Below are 2925 nucleotides of genomic sequence, written 5' to 3'. Positions count from 1 at the left end.
CTGCGGAGCCGCGCGGCGAACGGCCGGTGCCCGGTGAGCGGCTCGCGCCGCAGCACCCCCCGACCGGCGGCCGCGTGCCGGCCGTGCACCGCATCGGCGCGGTGGTGGTCGCCGCGGTGATCGCGGTCTTCGGCATCCTGGGCTTCGCCGACGGCCTGGACTTCTTCTCGACCGAGGGCGAGCGGATCCTCGGCCTGTCGTCCAACGGCCTGCTGTCCACCATCTCCGTCGTCACCGCGGCGGTCCTCGTCGCGGCGGCCGTGCGCGGGCCCCGGATCGCCTCGACGGTGATGATCGTCGTCGGGGTGCTCTTCCTGGTGTCGGCGCTGGCCAACCTCGCCGTCCTGAACACCGACCTGAACTTCCTGGCGTTCCGCTTCCCCAACGTGGTGTTCTCGGTCGTCGCCGGGCTGGTGCTGCTCGTCCTCGGCGCCTACGGCCGGGTGAGCGGCAACCTGCCGCCCGACAGCCCCTACGCCCACCCCCACGACGACGAGGACGGCGTCGACGACGACGAGCACCCCTCCACGCCGGAGGAGTTCGCCGCCGAGCGCGCCATGCGCGAGGCGGAGATCGCGGTCGTGCAGCACACCGCGAGCCCCGACCAGCAGCGCCGGGTGGCGGCGATGGCGTCGGCGCACAGCCGGGCGGAGCGCCGGCGGGTGTGGCTCTCCTTCGACGGGCCGGGCGGCGGGGCCTGACCCGCACCGGGCCTAGCCTTCGGGGGTGGTCTACGACGCCCTCGCGGAGAGCATCGTGCTCATCGAGGGCGGCGTGCCGGATGCCCCCGCCCGGTTGAGCCGCCGGCGGCGGTTCGCCGCCCTGGCCGTGGACGTCGACGGCGACGTCGCCTGCACGTGCTTCGCCCGGCGCGGCGTCGGCTCCGTCGTTCAGGAGACCTGGGTGCTCGTGCGGCGCGGGCAGGAGTGGGTCCTGCTCGGGGGTGGCGGGGGCGGCCTCGAGCGCGACGACCTGGCCGACCGCCCCGTCGCAGCGGCCCTCGGCGGACCGGTGGCCCTGACCGGGGGCGGGTCGGTGCTGCGCGACGGCGGGCGGCTGCTGCCCTGGGGCGCCCGGCACGCCTCGTACGCGACGCTGCGCGCGAGCCGGGAGGTCGACCGGCTGCGGGTCGGCGCCCGCCTGCTCGCCGTCCCGCGGCACGGGCACCTGGTGGTGGTGTGGGCCGGGCAGCGGCCGCCCACCGCCGACGCCCTGGCCGCCGACGGCCGGCCGCTGGCGAGCCTGCGGCTGGACCTCCGCTCGCCGCGGCTCCCCGGGGTCTACTGCAATCCCGGCTGAGCGCCCGACCGGGCGGCGCCCGCCGTCCGGGCTGGTCGCGGGCCGGCCGTGCCGGCCCGCGACGTAGCCTCGCGGGTGCCATGCCATCAGCCGGACCGCGCACGCCGCCCCTGCGTGACCGCGCCGATGCCTGCCCCGGCGCGCTGCAGACGCACTCCGCCGCCGACGGCGAGCTGGCGCGGGTTCGGGTCCCCGGTGGGCTGCTCCGCGCCGACCAGCTGCGCGTGCTCGGCGCGGCCGCCGTCGAGCTCGGGGACGGCGCGCTGGAGCTGACCAGCCGCGGGAACGTGCAGCTGCGCGGGCTCCGGCCAGGGGCGGCGGGCGAGCTGGGCGAGCGGCTCGCGGCGGCCGGGCTGCTGCCCAGCGACAGCCACGAGACGGCGCGCAACCTGCTGGGCAGCGTGCTCAGCGGACGGGCCGGGGGCCTGCTCGACGCCCGCCCCTGGGTGCGCGCCTTCGACGCCGGGCTGTGCGCGGACCCGACCCTCGCGGCGCTGCCCGGCCGGTTCCTGGCCACCTTCGACGACGGCCGGGGCGACGTCGCCGCGCTGGGGGGCGACGTCGGCCTGCTGGCCCTCTCCCGCGAGGCGGTCGCGCTCACCCTGGCCGGGGCCGATTCGGGGCTGCGCGCCACGTCCGACGACGCCGTCGCCCTGGCGCTGGCCGCCACCCGCGCCTTCCTCGCCGAGCGCGCCGTGCAGGGCGGGCGCGCGTGGCGCCTGGCGGAGCTGACCGGCGGACCCGCGCGGGTGACGGCGCGGGTGGGCGGCGCACCGGACGCGGCGCGGGCCGACGTGCCCGCCGAGCCGCGGGTGCGGGCGGTCGGTGCGGTACCGCAGGACGACGGCCGCACGGCGCTGGCCGCGGTCGTACCCCTGGGCCGGCTCACCGCCGCCCAGCTGCCGCTGCTGGCCGACCTCGCGGCGGAGGTCCAGCTGACACCCTGGCGCGGGGTGGTCGTCCCCGACCTGGCCGACGGGTCGGCTGCCGCGCTGCTGGTGGAGGCCGGGCTCGTGCTCGACCCGGGCAGCCCGTGGACCCGCGTGACCGCCTGCGCCGGGCTGCCCGGCTGCGCCAAGTCGCTCGCGGACGTGCGCGCCGACGCGACCGCCGCCGTGGTGGTCGGCGCCCTCCCGGCTGATGGGGCGAGGCAGCACTGGGCCGGGTGCGAGCGGCGCTGCGGCCGGCCCGGCGGCGCGGTCGTGGACGTGGTCGCCACCGGTTCCGGCTACCGGGTCGACGCGCCGACCTCCTGACCCGACGCTGCGTCGTGCCGGTCATCGGAGGCGGCGGCGCGAGCCCGAGCTGAGCCGACGTACAGGTACAACGCCGTACGGCGCCTCCGGCCACCGCGCTGGTCGTCCGCAGGCGGGTTCCACACGTCCGGAACCTAGCTGTCGAGCGCGCTGCCGGATCTGTGGACAAGCGCTTGAACTGCACTTTCATGTCGCGGGCAGCGATCATCCGCGGTAGCGTTCGTACGTGTGTTCGACAGGTGGGCGGTGCGGTGGGCCGGTTGGTCGCCGCGCTGGACGACCTGGCCGGTGAGGAGCTGGCCGGCCGGTTCGGGTCGCAGCTGATCGAGCAGCTGGGGGCGTTGCTCACCGCGTCGAACCGGCTGGCCGC

The 2925-nt window shown here is 77.9% G+C and carries 3 protein-coding genes; all 3 read left to right on the top strand.

What is annotated here, in order from left to right:
- Positions 1 to 26: 26 nt before the first annotated feature.
- The 3 genes from E9549_RS22580 (at position 27) to E9549_RS22570 (ending at position 2555) form a co-directional block, all read left to right on the top strand.
- Positions 27 to 701, top strand: a complete 675-nt coding sequence (locus E9549_RS22580) for a DUF4383 domain-containing protein (protein ID WP_236828843.1) — start codon at positions 27 to 29, stop codon at positions 699 to 701.
- Between the two features lie 25 nt (positions 702 to 726).
- Positions 727 to 1299 carry a hypothetical protein gene (locus tag E9549_RS22575; RefSeq protein ID WP_236828841.1) on the top strand — a complete coding sequence of 191 codons (573 nt, stop codon included), beginning with the start codon at positions 727 to 729 and terminating at the stop codon, positions 1297 to 1299.
- Positions 1300 to 1379: 80 nt separating this feature from the next.
- Positions 1380 to 2555, top strand: a complete 1176-nt coding sequence (locus E9549_RS22570; protein ID WP_236828840.1) for a nitrite/sulfite reductase — start codon at positions 1380 to 1382, stop codon at positions 2553 to 2555.
- Positions 2556 to 2925: the final 370 nt, after the last annotated feature.

It is taken from the genome of Blastococcus sp. MG754426, assembly GCF_021699055.1.
Classification (GTDB): Bacteria; Actinomycetota; Actinomycetes; order Mycobacteriales; family Geodermatophilaceae; genus Blastococcus.
This window is presented reverse-complemented; position numbering and strand designations above follow the sequence as displayed.